Below are 17,382 nucleotides of genomic sequence, written 5' to 3'. Positions count from 1 at the left end.
ATCACCTCAGACTATCAACAAATAATTGAACCACCATAATAAAGCTCTCATCAATAGACACGTTAGACATCTCGAAATATCCGGTAATCTCCAATGAAACAAAGCCGTGAATCATACTGCGGTAGGCTCTTAACAGATTAATATTGTCATAGCCATCCTTCGAAAAGCCCCGCAGTGCATCCGCCATCGGATCGAGAATCACCTTGAGATATTCTTTGCCGTGGACGGAGGGCATGTTGATAATGACTTTATATAGCTCCGGATGCTGAAGAGCATACTTCCGGTACCCGACCGCATACTCCATTAACAAATACCGGCTGTCCTCCCCATCTTTGGTGGCGGCTGTCATAGACTCATACAGTTTCGATACAGCTACTTTCCCTACTTCTACACTTAAGTGGGCAGCACTCTCTATGAAGTTATACAGCGATGCTGTTGTGACTCCAAGCTTCTTAGACAACCTGTGCAACGAGAAGTTATCATACCCTTCCTCTTCAATCCATGATACCGCTGTCATCACGATCAGCTCTTGGGTTAACCCTTTTCTGCCAATATCAAACGCCCCCAAAGTTAATAGTGTTAACTTAAAAACTCATGTTATCTTCCAACTAAGTTAACAGTGTTAACAACACAATAAATTAACACCGTTAGTTTGTCAACATAAAAAATAATTCTCCTGCTCTATAGGCTGAGAACCTCTTCACTCTCCTAATGAATCCGCTTGCAAAAATGTGCACAAGCAGGCTAGGCTAACTGATCCGGTAGCCCCGGCAGCAAGTTAGCCCGTGTTGCCTGTTGTCCGCCTAAGTGCTATAATTTCCCCCGGTAATCCTGGGGCGTCATGCCGAATTGCTCCTTGAACACTTTGATAAAATATTGGCTGTTGGCGTAGCCGAGCTGCTCAGAGATCTCATAGATCTTCAGATCGGAGTTGCGGAGGCTTGCTACGGCCTGCTCCATCTTCATATTCAGGATATATTCGCTGATGCTGATCCCGCTGACCTGCTTGAACAGTCTGGAGACATATGCCGGATGAAGCGAGACCGCGTCCGCAACGAATTGCTGGCTGGCCTCCGCCAGATTAGCCGCGATACAGCTCTGCATCTCCTTGACGATGCCCATCCGGTTATTCTGTGTATCCCGTTCGAGCTTGCTCTGCAAGGTATCCACCAGCGCTTCTCCCCAGCTGATCAGCTGGGACACGGAACGGAAAAGAGTCTTATCCAGCAGCTCCCGCCCGACCAGATCAGACAACAGACTATGATTCTTATGGGCAATATAGTGAAAGGAGCCGAGAATCATGGTGCGGATCTCCTCAATGTATTCTTCGTTATAGGCCGGCAGATTGTTGCTGAATTCCTTCATCTGCTGCAGCCGTTCCTTATACCCCTGCCACTGGCCGGTTTCCAGCAGATGCATCAGTGTCGGAGAAGCATATAAGTCCTTGAGCGGCTGGACCGGCGAACTCTTCTGCTTATCCGTCAAGGAGATGAAATAGCCCTTGTCATTGCCCACTTGCTGCCTTAATGCCGACTGGGAGTCCTCATACATGGCGCGGAGATCAAGCGGGAATTCGCCCGGGTAGGACAGAATGACCGAGATTCCGCCATTCAGATATTCATTCACACTGCTATGCAGCTGATGGGTATTATGGGTAAGCTGCTTCAGGATCTTGCCCTGGTCACCTCCCCCTGCTTCATTACTCTTCACAATAAACACCAGGTTCTCGTATGCATCCCGGCCATGCCACATCTCGAAGCCCGGGCCCAGCAGCTCGCAGGCAATGTTCGTCACCGCGTATTCAAAGAGCAATTGGCTGTCCAGCCCAAAATTCGTGAAATGCTCCTCCAGACGGATCAGAATCAGGAAGACCCGGTCGTTCAGCTGAAAATCAATCTGATATCCGCTAAGCTTGTCCTTCAGCCGTTCCTGCGGATAGGCTTTGCCCTGAATCAGCTCGGCCAGCAGCTTGTCCTTCAGCGCCGGAAGATGCTCACGGAAGGCCAGCATCGCCTGCTCATAAGAGGCCGTCCGGTCAAACTCCCTCTTAAGGGTTTTAATCGTGCTCTCCAGAGCCGTCCGCAGCTTCTGATGATCGAGCGGCTTAACGAGATACTCTACCACCCCATACTGAAGGGCTTCCCGGGCATATTCGAACTCGGCGTAGCCGGTTAGCAGAATACACTTGATTCTCCGGTGAGTCCGCTGTACCTGCTTAACCAGTTCCAGCCCGCTCATCCCGGGCATAGCAATGTCCGTAATGACTATATCGACCGGATTTTGCCCGATCATCTGCATGGCCTGGGCGCCGGAATAGGCTTTGTATACTTTTTCAATCCCGAAGTCCTGCCATGGAAAAGCAAGCTCCAGATCATCTACGACATATTGTTCATCATCTACCAGCAGAATTTGCAGAATGAGCTTCTCCCTCCTTTTCAATACGAATCCGGTAACAGGTGCCTTCGGACAGCACGGAGTCTACGAATAACCCGGAGTCCTTGCCAAAATACAGGCGCAGCCGCTGATTCACATTCCTTAGCCCGGTTCCAAGCTGTTCATTACTGATGATATTGTCCTCGATATGGCGGCGGACCGCGCCGAGCCGTTCCTCCGTCATGCCGATTCCGTTATCCTTCACGGTAATCAGCAGATACGAAGCATCTTCTTCGGCGGCAACCGAGATGATGCCAGGCCTCAGGCTAGGTTCAATCCCATGCTTGATGCAGTTCTCCACCAGCGGCTGCAGAATCATTCTTGGCAGCCGGTATCTGGCCGCCTCTGCCGTGACGCCGAATTCGAAGGTGATTTCTTTTTTGCGCAAATGGACCATATGCAGATAATGCTCGACGAAATCCAGTTCATCCTGAAGCGTGGAATCGAGCTGTTCAATCTTGTGAATGTACCGGCAGTACGAAGCCAGATGCAGCGTCATCGCGGTGACCGCATGATAATCCTCAATACTTGCTTTGCTCTGAATGAAATTCAGGCAATTATAGAGAAAATGCGGATTAATCTGCGCCTGATACTGCTTCAGCTTCGCTTCCTTCACTTCAATCTCGCCCAGCAGGACCTGCTCAATCAGAATCTGGGTATTCTGGGCCATCCGGTTAAAGGAATTGCCGAGTACCTTGAATTCATTGACCTGCAAGTCGACGGCACGGCTGGAAAAGTCGCCCCGGTCGAACCGGTCAATCGCCTTGCGCAGCATGATTACCGGCTTCTGGACCTGCTTGCGGAGCAGCAGTGTGTAGAACATAATACCAACCAGCACCACCAGTACCGCATAGAGGAACAGCCGGTTATTGCGGTTAATCGGTTCGATATACTGGCGCTTGGGATAAGCGTCTATGAAATACAAATCCAGCATGTCTGACTTCATATAGTTAATCTGGTATTCTGTACGGTTCTCTGTAGCGGAGATGGTTCCTCTGTTCCCGTTGATCCCAGGACGGATCGACTGTAGCAGCTCCTGCGGAAACGCCGCCCCCGGCTGAATAAAGGCCTGTTCAGAGGCATCGTACAGCAGCGGCATACCCGAGACATACTGATCCATCATTTTCACAAGGTTATCCAGAGAAATCCTGACTTCAATTAACAGCGAGCTGATATGACTGCGCATGATGTTGGAGTAATATCCCTTGCCTTCCTTATCCATGTGCAGCACCCAGCGGTTGCGCGCCTGCTCCGGGGGGCTGAAGGTGCTGAAGGAGAAGGAGGAATCTGAGGATACTGTCTCTTTCTCATCCTCATAGTACAGAATCACTATATTCTTCCAGGAGGTGGAGGCCGTGTTCAGGGCCAGCTTATCGATGATGGTCAGCTTCATCTCATATTTGGAATATTGGTCCCCGAACTTCAGAATATAAGGATATCCACGCACAGACTGGTCCTGTGACAAAGTAATAGTATTTGTCAGCACCTGTTCAAACTGCGTGGATAGCTGGGAGGTCATGAACTCAACCTCGTACATTTTATTTTTTCTCAGCTCGTTCTGAATGTCCTTGACGTTCAGCCTGTAGATGAGCCAGAACGCCCCTACAATGATCAGGAGCATCAGCATCAGAACTAACGACAACCACTGAAAGATAGACAGGCGATATTTCACATTTGGCTCCTCCGAATGAAAGGACGGCCTTAGGGGCCGCCCTTGTCTGCAGATTCTGTTACTTCTGAATGGATTCGTACCATTCATTGACCTCATCGGTCACTTTATCGCCGCCTGTGGTTTTCCATTTCTCTACGAAAGTATCGAATTCATCCACAGAAGCTTTGTCATAAATGATTTTGTTCAGAATTTCCTTCTCCAGCTTCTCCAGCATATCTCCACGGGAGAGCTGAGTCTCTGTAGGTGTACCTGTGAACATCTCAGGCATTACACTGTCCTTCTGATCGATGATGATCTTGGCAGCTAAGATCTGCTCAGGAATACGTTCGGACAGGTTCTTCTCGTACTGGTTAGCAGGCTCAGCGCCGCCGGCCAGCTTGGCCAGTGTATTCATCATCAGGTTAGGAATAATAGCTCCATCGTAAGTCAGAGTATAACGGATCGCATCCACCCAGCCGCCTGGAATCTTATCCGTATCCTGCTCTTTCAGGACGGTTCCGTCTTCAGCGATATCATAGTCGTAGCCTTTGGCGAAGCCGTTCACGAAGGTTGTGCTGTCCGGGTTAGCCCAGTTATCAAACAGATAGTTCTGGTAGACGAAGAAGGCGTCCTTGTGCTCCATGTCCTTGTTGATCAGAACGGCGCCGGAGGCGATCTTCGTACCGTGTCTGCCCACCTTGCCGTCAGGTCCTGCCGGAAGCGGATAAGCCTTATGCACTGCACCCGGAACGTTCTTCTGCAGATCCGGCAGCGGCCAGCCCGTCATCCAGTAAGGGCCGACAATAATACCGGCTTTGCCTGCTGTGAAGGCTTCTGTCGCTTTGTTCTCATCATACAGGCCGGATTCCGAGGAGATATATCCTGCCTTCATCCATTTTTGCATGGTTGCCAGGCCTTCCTTCATCTCCGGCTGAACCGAGCCATAAGCCAATTTGTTATCGGCTGTCTTGTTCCACTGGTTCGGCATAGCGCCGAACATTCCGAAGATCCAGCCGGATTCAGACATCCAGGTATTCAGATTATTTTTGAAGCCTACTGCGAGTCCAGTCGTATCCTTTTTGCCGTTGCCGTCAGGGTCCTGGTTCGTGAACGCATCGAGGACAGTTTCCAGCTCAGCCAGATTCGTCGGAGCCTTAAGGTTCAGCTTCTTCAGCCAATCCTCACGGATATACATAACCGGATCATTATTATAAGCGTTTTCCAGAATCGGGATACCCATACGCTTGCCGTCTCTCATGTAAGGATTCCATACGGTTGGCTCTTCGGCCATCGCTTTTTTGTAGATATCGGAAGCATATTTATCGAACAATTCGCCCGCATCCGTGAACTGGCCGCTGTCGATCAGGTCAGAGATCAACGAAGGACTTCCGCGGAAGGAGATAATATCCGGCATCTTCTCGCCTGAAGTGAGCATCAGACGCAGCTTGGTCTCATAGGCGTTATTCTGGTCGCTTACCGTCCAGAGATACTTGATATCAATGCCCAGTGTATCCTTAGCCCACTTGGTGTGTACGTTATTCTCAATATTCTCGCCATTCTTGAATTTCAGGCTGCTTGCGATGGGAAATACCGTTGAAATGGTTACCGGTTCTGTATATTTGCCATTCTCAAAGGGAGCCGAATACATAGCGTCTTCGCTTGCCGCCGGCTTGTTGTCCCCTTCTGCCTTCTTGTTGTCAGCATTGCCGCCGCATCCGGCCAGCAAGCTGCCCAGCATGACTGTGGATAACACTGCTGCCGCAGAGAATTTCATTTTCTTTATCATTTAATCTTGCACCCCTTTAATTAAAATTTAATCACATTAATTATATGAGTCAATCTTTTTTCGCTTCCAGCGCGTGCATCACCCCCTTTAGTTAGGAAGGGCGGCTATTCCTTAACCGCCCCGAGGACAATTCCTTTCACGAAGAAACGCTGCAGGAATGGATACACGATGAGAATCGGTGCCATCCCGATGAAGATCTGGGCGGCTTTGACCGTCCGCTGCGAGATATTCTCCAGATCCTCCGGACGCACGGTCACTTTACTGAAGTCCTGCTGGACAATGACCGACTGCAGGAAGGTCGCCAGCGGATAGTTGCGGTGATCAGTCATATAGAGCAGGCCATCGAACCAGGAGTTCCAATGCCCGACGATCGTGAACAGCGATAGTGTGGCAATGGCCGGCATGGATACCGGGAGATACACGCTGAACAGTGTTCTGAAATGACCGGCGCCGTCGATGAAGGCGGCTTCCTCCATTTCCTTAGGCACAGCCCGGAAGAAGTTAAGCAGCAGAATGATGTTCCAGACCGAGACAGCACCCGGCAGAATCAGCACCCATAAGGAGTTCATCAGATGCAGCTTTTGAATCAGAATGTACATTGGTACCAGACCGCCGCTGAACAGCATCGTGAACACCAACAGCCAGATATAGAGATTCCGGCGTCTGAACCGGGCGCTATCCTTGGACAAGGCATAGGCAGCCAGAAGGACGATTCCCATGCTAAAAGCAGTTCCCAGCACCGTCCGCTGCAGCGTCACCCAGATGGACCGGGTGAAATTCTCATTGGCTACGGTCTTGGTATAAGCGTCCACTGTGAAATCTACCGGCCACAGTCCGACCAGGTTGGCATTGGCTGCCGATTTGCCGCTGAACGATACAGCAAGGACGTGAATCAGCGGAACAAGACACATGATCGAAATAGCGATCATCAGAGTATAGTTGAACACGGTGAAGATGCGGTAAGATTTTGTTTTATGATACATGCCCTATTGGCCTCCATTCTAGAAAATACGGTAGTTAGCAAATTTATACGAAAGGCGGTAAGCTGTTACGATTAAGACAAAGCTGACTACGGATTTGAACAATCCGACCGCTGTGGAGAAGCTGAACTTACCGTCAACAATTCCTAGTCTGTAGACAAATGTGTCGATGATGTCCCCTTTATCGAAGACAAGCGCGTTGTACAGGTTGAAGATCTGGTCGAAGCCGCCGTTAAGCACGTTCCCCAGCGCCAGCGTTCCAACCACGATGGTAATCGGCAGCATGGCCGGCATTGTAATCGACCAAGTCTGCTGCCAGCGCCCTGCTCCGTCCACTTCAGCCGCTTCATAGAGCGCAGGGTTGATGCCCGCCAGCGAGGCCAGGAAGACAATCGTGTTGAAGCCGAACTCTTTCCAGACGTCACTCACTACAACAACGAATCTGAACCAGTTCCCGTCACCCAGGAAGAAGATCGGCTGGATGCCGAATACACTCACCAGGACCTGATTGATTAAGCCTCCATCTCTGGCCAGCAGGTCGGAGAGGATACCGCCCAGGATTACCCAGGACAGGAAGTGGGGCATATAGACAATGGTTTGTACCATTTTCTTGAACGCCATCTTGCGGATCTCATTCAGCAGCAGTGCGAACAGGAACGGAACGATCAGGTTGGCGAGCATTTTCAGCCCGGCAATAATCAGGGTGTTCCAGATGACCTGCACGTTCTCGGGAATGCTGAACAGATATTCGAAATGCTCCAGCCCCACCCACTTGGAAGCGCTAAAGCCTAAGCCCGGCTTATAATTCTTGAAAGCAATCGCAAGTCCTGTCATTGGAATGTAGGCGAAGATCACAGTTAGGATCAAAGCCGGCAGAACCATCAGATCTAGGCTAAGGTTCTTGGTCCATTTCGATTTTTTTCGGGGACTCCCCGCATTTACATCCAGTTTCTCGCCTTTTACGCTGGCTGGCGTAACCAAGTTTTTCATGCTTCTGCTCCCCTTTGCTGGTCAACGTGTATCCGTTTACTTTGTTTATAAATTAATCATACCTAGCCGGACATGACAGTTACATGATAAATACAAAGCATTGATAACAAAATGATAACCATCAACTTCAAACAGCCATGAGTAACTTCAGCAACTCCGAGTAACCCCGGCAACATCGAGTAACTTCCAGTTGCGCCGCCGCCCAAACAATGATTGCACAGCCTACTACAGAATTAGTTGAAAAACGTATCTTAATTTAGCCGGTTTGGAGCTTTTGAGGAAATTAGGTGGATTTATGCTATTTATTTTTGCGGAATTCGTTTATTTGTCCTGATCCCGGCGCAACAAGTGCCTTTTGTCCAACTACTGTCTGGCCGGGTCCATTCCGCGCGCGAACAAGTGCCCAAAATCCAACTATTTCCTGACGTAGAAGTCGGTTATTCGCCCGCTCCAAAGCGACATTCTCCACCCATCAATATTCGCCCGCCCGGATGGCATACTCCCTTCCATCACAAAAAGCAGCGGCCTCCTTATCGGGAGAACCGCTGCTCGATGAACGCTATAGACTCGCGGATACTACTCTGCTAATTGAGGCTGATAATCCGGTACACTACCACGGCAGCCTGCTCCTTAGTCATCTGGGCCATCGGCAGGAAGTTGCCGTTCTGTGCGCCTTGGATGACTCCGGCAGCCTGTAGCTTCTCAATAGCGCTTGAAGCTTCTGCGCTCAGCTGGTTCAGATCCTTGAAGCTGGGAACAGCAGCGGGATCACTCTTCAGCTTGATCTGCTCCAGCTGGAGGAGCCGGTTCAGCATGACCGCCATTTCCTGACGGCTGAGTGCATCGCCCGGACTGTAAAGTCCGTCTGCTCTACCTTTTACAATACCCAAGGCTCCAGCAATGTTGATAGCCTCGGCATATGGGGAATCCTTACTGACATCCTTGAAGCCTGGGACTGCTGCTCCAGCTTGGAGGTCAAACGCATCGACCAGCAGCTGGGCAAATTCCGCCCGGTTCATCAACACCCCTGCCTCATAGGAAGCCTCTGCTCCCAGAGGAAGTATTCCGCTTGCCGCCAGAGCTTCAACGCTCTCGGCAGCCCATTTGCTGCTCTTGTGACCCGGCAGCTTCACTGTGGCCGCCGCATATTGTCCAAGCTCCTTGGTCTTGAAGGAGACATAGCCTGTCGCCGGATCATATTGACGATCCTTCACAACTGCAAGCTTGCCATTCTCCTGCACCTGATAGACCGCAAGCTGGTGCGCCCGCTCGCCTGGCTTAAGTTCATAAGGCAGCAGCAGGGTAAGCGCAGCAGCGTCCACCGCTGTGTTCTTGGCTCCACGGATCGCAAGCGAGAAGTCCAGTACAGCCGCTCCATCCAAGCGGGTCTTCACTGCTGCCGGCCATCCGTCCTGGCCTACACGCTTAACTTGAAGCTGAAGAACATCCCCGGCCAGCATATCCTGCAATTTCAGCAGTTGTGTGTTCAGGCTCAGCACTGCCCCGAAGCCGCTCTCAATTCGAATCTCTTTAATCTTCGGCTGTGCGGCCAGACCCTGAAGCGGAAGCCCCAGCTGCAGCGCTTCGGTCCCGGAGGCAGGCTTGACGGCAATCTTCAGAATGCCGCTGTCCAGCGACTGAAGCACGGCCTGACTTACTGCATCCGGCGTGAGATCAACATTCAGCACTCCAGCCTTATCCGGGGAAGTCTGAACGGTCAGCTTGCCATCTGCGAAGACCGCTGCCGGAGCAGGTGATTTCACAGATGGTGCCGAGCCTGGCGATGGAGACGAAGAAGTGTTATCTGTAGGGGTTTGCGGTGCCGCCTCAGGCAGCGCAAAGGTCAAAATCCCGAAGTTTGAGGTATCCCGCCACGTATCCTCTCCCCTGTCATTCCATTTACTCGTACTGCGGGTGCCGTCGCCCCGGTCATCATTGATCTGGAGATCAAGCCCGATGGAGCTTCCCGCCGCCCCCTTAATCGTGCCGAAATTAATCTTGGCTTCGACGCGGTACCCGGTGTCCGTATGGACCACCGCGCTGGTCAATCTGCTGTCCGAGGCTCCTCCGCCAAAGGACGCCACATTATTGATATTAATCCGGTATTGGCCGTCATCCCCCTCATAATACGGGGTTCTGCTGAAATTCTCATCGATGAAGATCTCCACGGAGTCCTGGTCCCATGGATTCGCGGCATCCGCCTTCAGCAAGGCGTCCTTCACATCAATGATCAGATAGAGGCTGTCCTCCGTCCACATCGATCTGGCTTCTGCGGTGGTGCTGTATGGAGCGGCAGACATTGTCACCTGAAAAGGCTTCGCCTTCTCCCACTCCGCATCCATCTGTCCGTCGATCTTCACCTGACCCTTCAGCGATTCCGCTGAATTAGGCATTGCAGAGAGTCGGAGAACACCGTAATGACTGGTGTCTGTGTCCTGAGACCGGCTTCTGTCATTCCAGTAGGCAGGAACAGAATCCGGAACACCGGCGTCACTGACACGGATATCGAGACCCAGTTCAGCGCCAGCGGCACCCTTGACGCTTACGAGCGGAATTCTCGCTTCAATGATATAACCGCCCTCACGTTCGGTACTGGTGAAGCTGACTCCTTCGGTCCCGGAGCCCGAACGCGGCAGGCTGATCTTGCGGTCATCCGGCTGATACGCCGTAGTCTTCCCATTGTTCTCATCCAGGAAAAGCTCAACCTTGTCTTCCGCGTTCCGGCTAGCATCGGTAACGTCGACCTTCACATACAGGTTATCTGTATCCCAGAGCGTATGAACCTTGGCAGTTACTGTACTGCCCTGTTCCAGCGGAATCCCTGCTGTTTTGCTCCACAGGGCTTTCCCGGCTTCGCCGCTCTGAGGTGTACCCTCAAGCGCCACGGCTACATTGTGAATAGCCGGCAGCTTAGACGGGTCCACCGCCCCCCAGAAAGCAGGCTTGGCCTTCAGCTGCTCATCGAACAGCATGGCATGGTTGTTGTAGCTTTTCTCATCCTGCACGCCCCAAATGGAGACCGAGGAGATCGTGTCCTTGTACTTCTTGTAGAGCTCGAACAGATCATTATAGCGTTTGCCCTGCCGTGCAGCGATATCTGCAGGCAGCGGAGCAGAAGGGCTAATGCCCGAATCTACGTCCAGCTCAGTGATTTGAATGTCCAGCCCAAGCTGCGAGAATTGCTGAATCGTCTTTTCAATCTCCGAAATGGATGGGGAGAACAGTCCGTGATGAGACTGGAGGCCCACGCCGTCAATCAGATTCTTCGCCTTGAGCGTCTTCAGCAGCTTGTAGATATGCTCACGCTTTTCCGGTACCTCTGTGTAATAATCATTGTAATAGAGCTTCGCTTCCGGGTCCGCCGCACGGGCGAATTCAAATGCCTTCTCGATATAGTCCGGACCAATCAGCTTATACCATGGGGACAGTCTCATCCCGTCCGGGCCGCCGCCATTGTCGGCAATCGCTTCGTTCACTACATCCCAGGCGTAGATTTTGCCCTTATAGCGGTGCATAACAGTCTCGATATAACTCTGTAGACGCGTAAGCAGCAGCTCTCTGCTTGCCGGCTGGCCGTCAGGACCCGTGAACATCCACTCGGCAGCATCCACATGCCACAGCAGCGCGTGTCCGCGAAGTCCCATTCCATTCGCCTCTGCAAAATTCACATATTTATCCGCCCCGTCGAACACATAAGTGCCCTCGGAAGGAGCAAGGAATTTGGGCTTCATTTCATAAGTAGCTGTGATGCTGTTGAAATGCTTCTTCAGCAGCTCACCGTAGACCCCTTCCATTTGCCAGGAGTACGCAGCAGCACCAATGGCGAAATCGTTCGCATAGATGTCTTTTAGCGCAGGGATATCCTGTTCAATGCTCATCTCAGGCGCAGGTTCAATAACCACATCATCTACATAAAAAGATAACGTATCCACAGTCTCCTCTGTAATATAAGGAGTCTCCACGAACAGGTTCACCTCAGACGGCTGGTCGCTGTACTGGAAGGTCCCCTTCAGCAGATGCCACTGATCCCACTGATCGGCCTTAATGTCAACCTTATCAATCGCATTCCAGCTCTCGGAGCCGGCCTTTTTATACACTGTCATCTGCAGGCTTTTGTCGGCCTCCGGCTTCTCCTTCAGGCGGACATACAGCGAGAACTGGTAGCTCTTGCCCGGCCGCAGATGCTCCTTCACACTCAGGCTTGGCCCATGGAAGCTGCGCTCTCTTCCTTCGACCTGCATACTGTGAGTTCCGGTATTAGCCGTATCCTGACTCACCGACAACGATTCCGGGCCAATCCGGTTCTTCCAGCCCTGAAGCGATCCGTCTTCAAAATCCGTGCGCAGCCCTTCCTCCCCCTCCGGGACTTCAGCCGCTGCGGTGGTAATCTTGATATCATCCACGTAGAATGCAGTTCCTGCTGCTGCTTCTGCATAAATCTCCGTGAAGCCTACCTTATCTCCTGTAATAAAAGTACCTTCCAGATACGTCCATTCCCCTGACCCCTTCGCTCCGCTAAGTTCCGCTACAAGCATCCAGTCCTCTTTTTCGCCGATTTTGGTATGTACCGTGAATTTGACCGGCGCCGGAGATTTCACCCATGCTCCCACGGTGTAGGCTGTGTTCGGAGTCATGTGATCTGTCAGAACCTGATTGGGCCCTTCCCAAGCCTTGGTCCGCCCATCTACGTACAGACTGTAGGAGCCTCCATGATAGACCTCCTTCGTTACTGTAAGCTGTTCGTCGCCCTTCTTGGTCCAGCCCTGTGCGGTGCCGTCCTCAAAGTCCGAAGCAAGAACAACTGCCGGGCCTCCCTCAGCCGCAGCATAGACCGGTGTCCGCATCGGCAGCACCGAGGCCGCCAGGACGACCAGCGCCAGCCCTAAGCTCATCATTCGTTTACGCTTGAGCATCTGTACCCTCCTAAGAATCTTCTTTATAAAGCGTTTACAGATTGAATTATAGCTCTGTGGAAATCGTTTACAAATAACAATTTGATAGTATTGATAACAAAATGATAAGGGGAGCAGAAAAATTAGCGGTTTTCCGTATCCCCCCTCGTGCCAGCACATGATTCGGACCACACGCCTCCGCCTCTGCATAATGATGTAATCGGTTTTTCGATTACATTTAGCCCGCATGGCACCACCCGGCGCAATGTAATCGGTTTTTCGATTACATTCGGCCCGCACACCACCACCCGGCGCAATGTAATCGGTTTTTCGATTACATTTAGCCCGCGCACCTACCTGAACAACACAAAAACAGCACACTCCACAATCTGAAGCGTGCTGCAATCTTCATAACTAATATTCACTCTGCCATATTAACTCTGTCTTAACTACTAAACATACCGTACACTTACACGTTCCCCCGCCTGCATCTCAATACTCACCAGGCTGTCTGAATCCGGGTCCAGCAATAGCCGGTCTTCTCCGCGCGTAATCTCCAGAGGGCGCTCTGCCAGAACCCGGCACTCTCCACCAAGATGAGCGGTAACCTCCGCTTGCCCGAGAACGCCACCGCTCCAGGTCAGGTTCACCTCATAGCCGCCTCGTGCCCGAAGGCCCTTCACTCTACCTTCACTCCAGCTTGAAGGCAAGGCGGGCAGAAGCTCCAGATATCCCTGGTGGGATTGCAGCAGCATCTCGGCAATTCCGGCTGTAGCTGCGAAGTTCCCGTCAATCTGGAACGGCGGATGAGCGTCGAACAGGTTCGGGTAGACGCCGCCGCGCTCATTGTTAACGGCCTCCGGCTGAACCAGCGTCAGCAGGTTCGTGATCAGCTGCTTGGCGCGGTCACCCTGTCTGAATCGGGCCCATAGTCCGATTTTCCAGCCCAGGCTCCAGCCGGTTCCGCCGTCTCCGCGTATCTCAAGCGAGGTTCTGGCGGCTTCATACAGCTCGGGGACTAGCTTCTCCGTTACCGATCTGCCGGGGTAAACTCCGACCAGGTGGGAGACATGGCGGTGATGCACATCCTCATCCTCCATATCCGCCGACCACTCCTGAAGCCGCCCTCCGGCACCAATCTGCAACGGCAGCAGCCGTGCGCGTGCCTCCTCCAGCTCAGCCGCGAATTCGCCGTCCAGCTCAAGCAATCCGGCAGCAAGGCTGCAGTTCGTGAACAGCTCCGCGATCAGCGACAGATCCATGGTTGCCGCTTCGCTGACGGCATACTTCTTGTCGCCGTCTACGATTTTGTGCTCAGGAGAAGTAGATGGTGAGGTAATCAGGTACCCGTCCGGGTTCTCGATCAGCCAGTCCAGGCAGAACAAGGCCGCTTCCTTCATTACCGGATATGCGGTCTCCCGCAGATAGGACAAATCGCCGCTGAAGGCATAATGCTCCCACAGATGCTGGGTAAGCCATACCCCGCCCATCGCCCAGGATGCCCAGACCGGATCTCCATCGCCGTAGCCGCCAACGGGAGCCGACTGTGCCCAGAGATCGGCGTTATGATGGGCTACCCAGCCGCGTGCGCCATAGTTAATCCGGGCCGTCTCGCTGCCGTTAGCCGCCAGCCTCCGGGTATAGTCAATCAGCGGCTGGTGCAGCTCGGACAGATTGCAGATCTCCGCCGGCCAATAATTCATCTCCGCATTGATATTCAGCGTGTAATTGCTGCTCCACGGCGCCCGGGTATCCTGATTCCAGATGCCCTGGAGGTTCGCCGGCTGTGTGCCGGGACGGGAGCTGGCAATCAGCAGATAACGGCCGTAATGGAACAGAAGCTCTACCAGCCCTGGATCATTGCTGCCATAGGCGGCAATTCTCTGATCTGTCGGCATGCCCTCTGGAGCCAGGCTCTCTCCCAGATGCAGCTCTACCCGGTCAAACAGCTCCCGGTGATCGTCAAGATGACGGCCCAGCAGCCCGGCATAAGGCTCACCAATGATCCGCTGTACAGCCCCAGCTGTCTGCTGACTTACATCATAATCCGCCTTCACTGTGCCGGATTCCGCATCGAAGGAGGTTGCCGAACTGAAGTACAGAACCGCTTCCGTTGCGCCGGTAACCTGGATACCGTCTGCACTTGCTTCCAGACGGCCTCCAGTCTGGACCGCAGCCAGACGGCCGTGGAACTTCAGACTCCGCGGGGACGCTCCGCCGTAACGGACCGGCTGATCAACTTCGTAATAATTCGGCGCCACATATTCAGGAGCATGTCCGCTAATCGTGTAGTGCTCACCGTCTGCTTCCGAACAGTGGCGGAGCGGACTGTCCAGCTTCGCCCGGAAGCTGAGCCGGTGCTCCTCGCTGGCCGTTAAGCGGACAATGATCGCCTGGTCCGGGTGAGAGGCGAAGACCTCCCGGGTATACCGGACACCGCCGATTACATAGGAGACGGTACCAACACCCGTGGACAAGTCCAGCTTCCGGCTGTACTCCCCGTCTATGGTCTGCCCGTGCTCCATCGTAAGCAGCAGATCCCCGAATGGCAGATAGGACTGGGCGTAGGGGCCCATCATTTTTTTGCATAGTTCATCCGCTTCTTCATTCCTGCCTTCTGCAATCAGCGCCCTAACCTTAGGAAGAACCTCACGGGCTCCCGGATTATTCCAGTCAGTCTTGTACCCGGACCACAGCGTGTCCTCATTCAGCGCCAGACGCTCCTTCTCAATGCCGCCAAAAATCATGGCTCCCAGCCGTCCATTCCCGACTGGAAGCGCCTCCACCCAAAAAGTGGCAGGGGTATTAAATGAAATATTCATTGCGCAGCTTACCTCCATACACCGTAATTTCTAATCTGGCTGAACCCTTCCATCCTGATAAATCCTGATAACCCTTTCATTATATAGGCATATGTCAGGAAAGACGAATCCGCAGAGTATATTCAAGCGGAGTGATGAGCGTTACAATGACTTTCTGGCAGCCTTCGGGATAGCTCATCCCCCGGATATCGGCCAGGTGATGCTCATGACAGCCCTGCTCAAGCTCCATCCAATCCTCCCCGGAGCTGTAGCGCAGCGTCCCGGCGGTCCAGAAGGATGCTCCGTTCATGTCCGGCACCGGGACCAGCCCCGGACTGTCCAGGATACCCTCGCTGCCGAAGAGCAGCACGACCTGGGTCAGCACATCTGCCGGGGACGGTGCTGAGAAATGCAGATCCCAGCCTGCTTCCCGCTCGCTTACCTTCACGCAGACCCTGCTGGTCTGGTTATGGGTGAGCGGCCGCTCGCTATGAGGCAGCAGATACCACGGGCTGGCAGGCAAGCCGGTGCGCGAAGGCAGCTTATCTGCGGGAATAGTGCCATAGTAGCCCTTATCGGCAGCAGACTCCAGCTGGAATCCGTCCGCTGTCTCCGTAAGTGAATCCATCGTAATCAGACCCGGCCCGAAGCTTGAAGCCAGCTGAACTCCCAACAGCCTTGCCCGGCCATGCCGCAGCGAGAACAGCGAGGAAGCCTCGGTCATCACGCTTACACTGGTCTCTCCGCTGCGCACCCGGGCAACCGGAGCGCCGAATTCTGTATGCTGCTTGCTGTGGCGGACAGGCCCGCCGTAGCCGTCCTGACCGATCCGGCCGATCAGCTCCTGACGCTTGAACGCGCCATCTATTACCTTGCGGTAGCTGTCCGGCAGTTCTCCCGGCGCGACTGAAGCCGCCTGCATCTGCGGATAGAGCAGGAATCCCAGCATAATCTGATTGGGCAGCGAGCCCGGGTGCATCACCGAGCGGCTTGCCAGCTCCGCAAGCGCGGCGAATTCCGGGTCGCGGTCCTGCTCTGCCATCAGCTGATAGCACAGATAGTAGTCAGCCAGCGAGTAGACGCTGCCGAAATCCTGCCGCCCCGAATAATCGGTGACCACCTCACCGCCCGGGTGAACCAGATATTTCATCATCCGCAGATTCAAGCGGACCGGCTCCAGCAGCTCAGGGCGGTTCAGATCCTGCGCGGCGTAATAGAGCATAATGTCACTGACCGTATTGTAGATACCGTTACTCCGCTCCGTCCATTCCCCGTCCGGCGTAATGTCCATCCCCTCCTGAAGCCATTCTCCGGCTCTTGCCTGCAGCTCCTCCAGGCCAAAAATCCGGTACAAAGACCCCAGCGCGGCAGTCAGCACCCAGCGGTGATTGGGGGTATGTACACCCCCGGTCAGCATCGCCGGAATCGTCCGCATAAGGAAGGCTCTAAGCTGATCCGTCACCGGCTGGAGCGGCGGCCAGCTCTGCCGCTCCAGCAGCGTGAGGATATTGGCTAGTCCGACTACCACGAACGCCGTATCCGGCGGGGAATGATAGTTCGTCCAGCCCGGCGAGATCGTGCCGTCCTCATGCTGGAACCGCAGCATGAACGCCATCCCCTCATGCAGCTGCCCCAGCAGCGCCAGATCCCGGTAATACCGGGACTGCGGATTCACCAGCGCTGCCGCCCATGCCGCCAGATACTGGGCCGTGCCGGTATGATTCGGCCAGGCTACGCCGCTCAGCGGATCACGCACACCCCCGAAGTACCGGCTCTCCCGGTCATTAATCTGCAGCTCCATGGATTCCTGTGTCCATTTGTCATTAATGTCCGTTATCTTCTTGAACAT

Annotated in this window: 10 protein-coding genes; 1 reads left to right on the top strand and 9 read right to left on the bottom strand. The window is 53.4% G+C overall.

Translation table 11 applies throughout. The annotated features are described in order from the left end of the window. Position 1: 1 nt before the first annotated feature. The 7 genes from NSU18_RS28915 to NSU18_RS28885 form a co-directional block, all read right to left on the bottom strand. On the bottom strand, positions 2-517 hold the full coding sequence (locus NSU18_RS28915; protein WP_341150683.1) for a TetR/AcrR family transcriptional regulator: 516 nt from the start codon (positions 515-517) through the stop codon (positions 2-4). A gap of 293 nt (positions 518-810) precedes the next feature. Beyond that, positions 811-2,439, bottom strand: a complete 1,629-nt coding sequence (locus NSU18_RS28910) for a response regulator (RefSeq protein WP_341017693.1) — start codon at positions 2,437-2,439, stop codon at positions 811-813. Beyond that, the gene (locus NSU18_RS28905; protein ID WP_341017692.1) at positions 2,393-4,105 is read right to left on the bottom strand and encodes a sensor histidine kinase; all 1,713 of its coding nucleotides are present in this window, start codon (positions 4,103-4,105) and stop codon (positions 2,393-2,395) included. Before NSU18_RS28905 ends, NSU18_RS28910 begins: the two co-directional genes overlap by 47 nt. Positions 4,106-4,163: 58 nt before the next feature. Continuing rightward, positions 4,164-5,870, bottom strand: coding sequence for an extracellular solute-binding protein (locus NSU18_RS28900; RefSeq protein ID WP_341017690.1), 1,707 nt, complete (start codon positions 5,868-5,870; stop codon positions 4,164-4,166). Between the two features lie 104 nt (positions 5,871-5,974). Next, positions 5,975-6,853, bottom strand: coding sequence for a carbohydrate ABC transporter permease (locus NSU18_RS28895; protein ID WP_341017687.1), 879 nt, complete (start codon positions 6,851-6,853; stop codon positions 5,975-5,977). Positions 6,854-6,871: 18 nt separating this feature from the next. Then, positions 6,872-7,831 carry an ABC transporter permease gene (locus NSU18_RS28890; RefSeq protein ID WP_445321878.1) on the bottom strand — a complete coding sequence of 320 codons (960 nt, stop codon included), beginning with the start codon at positions 7,829-7,831 and terminating at the stop codon, positions 6,872-6,874. Positions 7,832-8,424: 593 nt separating this feature from the next. Further along, positions 8,425-12,753 carry an endo-1,4-beta-xylanase gene (locus tag NSU18_RS28885; protein WP_341150682.1) on the bottom strand — a complete coding sequence of 1,443 codons (4,329 nt, stop codon included), beginning with the start codon at positions 12,751-12,753 and terminating at the stop codon, positions 8,425-8,427. A 147-nt stretch (positions 12,754-12,900) separates the two neighbouring features. Between NSU18_RS28885 and NSU18_RS28880 the strand changes: the two genes are divergently transcribed. Continuing rightward, positions 12,901-13,125, top strand: a complete 225-nt coding sequence (locus tag NSU18_RS28880) for a hypothetical protein (protein WP_341150681.1) — start codon at positions 12,901-12,903, stop codon at positions 13,123-13,125. A gap of 59 nt (positions 13,126-13,184) precedes the next feature. Here the strand turns inward: NSU18_RS28880 and NSU18_RS28875 are convergent, their stop codons facing one another. Together NSU18_RS28875 and NSU18_RS28870 are read right to left on the bottom strand one after the other, a co-directional pair. After that, positions 13,185-15,554, bottom strand: a complete 2,370-nt coding sequence (locus NSU18_RS28875) for a glycoside hydrolase family 95 protein (protein WP_341150680.1) — start codon at positions 15,552-15,554, stop codon at positions 13,185-13,187. Between the two features lie 94 nt (positions 15,555-15,648). Beyond that, complete coding sequence (locus NSU18_RS28870) at positions 15,649-17,382, bottom strand: hypothetical protein (protein WP_341150679.1); 1,734 nt, start codon at positions 17,380-17,382, stop codon at positions 15,649-15,651.

It is taken from the genome of Paenibacillus sp. FSL H8-0048, assembly GCF_038002825.1.
In the GTDB taxonomy this organism is placed as follows: domain Bacteria; phylum Bacillota; class Bacilli; order Paenibacillales; family Paenibacillaceae; genus Paenibacillus_AQ.
The sequence above is the reverse complement of the archived record's forward strand: the minus strand, read 5'-3'. Positions and strand labels throughout refer to the sequence as shown.

Excerpts from the sequence above, each read along its gene's own strand:
- NSU18_RS28915 (WP_341150683.1), bottom strand. The coding sequence starts at position 517 with ATGACAGCGGTATCATGGATTGAAGAGGAAGGGTATGATAACTTCTCG.
- NSU18_RS28875 (WP_341150680.1), bottom strand. The coding sequence starts at position 15,554 with ATGAATATTTCATTTAATACCCCTGCCACTTTTTGGGTGGAGGCGCTT.
- NSU18_RS28900 (WP_341017690.1), bottom strand. The coding sequence starts at position 5,870 with ATGATAAAGAAAATGAAATTCTCTGCGGCAGCAGTGTTATCCACAGTC.
- NSU18_RS28870 (WP_341150679.1), bottom strand. The coding sequence starts at position 17,382 with ATGTTCAAGAAGATAACGGACATTAATGACAAATGGACACAGGAATCC.
- NSU18_RS28885 (WP_341150682.1), bottom strand. The coding sequence starts at position 12,753 with ATGCTCAAGCGTAAACGAATGATGAGCTTAGGGCTGGCGCTGGTCGTC.
- NSU18_RS28895 (WP_341017687.1), bottom strand. The coding sequence starts at position 6,853 with ATGTATCATAAAACAAAATCTTACCGCATCTTCACCGTGTTCAACTAT.